At 45.6% G+C, this 939-nt stretch carries 1 protein-coding gene; it reads right to left on the bottom strand.

The features are described 5' to 3' along the window. Positions 1-939 (bottom strand): SSURE domain-containing protein (locus tag HMPREF3249_RS09625; RefSeq protein WP_257369170.1); only part of this gene is annotated, 939 nt, incomplete at both ends.

Genomic DNA, 939 nt, shown 5'->3' with positions numbered 1-939 from the left:
CCATCACCACCAAAGAGTTCATACGGAATCACTTGATTGACACCGGCTGTAAATGGTCCAGGAAAGACTGCATTTTTCAAGTAGCTTGCTGGAACATCAATTTTATCTTTGATGTTGTCTACTACGGATTTTTTCACTTGGTCAACGGTCGTAGTGCCATTCAAATTCAGATTTACTTGACGTGTTGCGATAACATTGTTCAAGTCTGCCTTACCATCCTTAGTTGCACCGTAAACCTTAACAGTCGCAGTGTAAGTATGAGTACCGTTCGCTTTCAATTGATCCAAGAGGGCCTTGCCTTGTTTGCCGGCCGCATTACCATTGAGTGACACTTGATAGAAATATTTACCTTTTGGAATGTTGGCAAAGGGTAGTAAGCCAGCGTGTTTTGCCGTGCCGTTATCTGACCATGAGGCGCCGTCTGAGGATTTCAACAAGAGACGTGTTAACATACCGTCACCACCAAAGAGTTCATACGGAATGACTTCGTTCACGCCTGCCGTAAAGGGACCAGGGTGGGTCGCATTGGCTAGGAAGGAAGCCGGAACATCTGTACTGCCCTTGATGCTGTCAGAAACGGATTGTTTGGCTTGAGCAAGAGATGGATCTTCTTGCGCTTTTTGACCATTCAAATTCAGATTTACTTGACGTGTTGCGATAACATTGTTCAAGTCTGCCTTACCATCCTTAGTTGCACCGTAAACTGTGACGGTTGCGGTATAACTGTGTGTGCCATTCGCTTTCAATTGATCCAAGAGGGCCTTGCCTTGTTTGCCGGCTGCATTGCCATCTAATGAAACTTGATAGAAATATTTGCCCTTTGGAATGCCTGCAAACGGAAGCAAGCCTGCATGATTCGCTGTGCCATTATCTGACCATGGTGCTCCGTTTGATGATTTGAGCAGAAGACGAGTCAACATGCCATCACCACCAAAGAGT

The sequence above is a fragment of the Streptococcus sp. HMSC36C04 genome (genome assembly GCF_001839535.1).
GTDB classification, from domain to species: domain Bacteria; phylum Bacillota; class Bacilli; order Lactobacillales; family Streptococcaceae; genus Streptococcus; species Streptococcus hominis.
The sequence above is the reverse complement of the archived record's forward strand: the minus strand, read 5'-3'. Positions and strand labels throughout refer to the sequence as shown.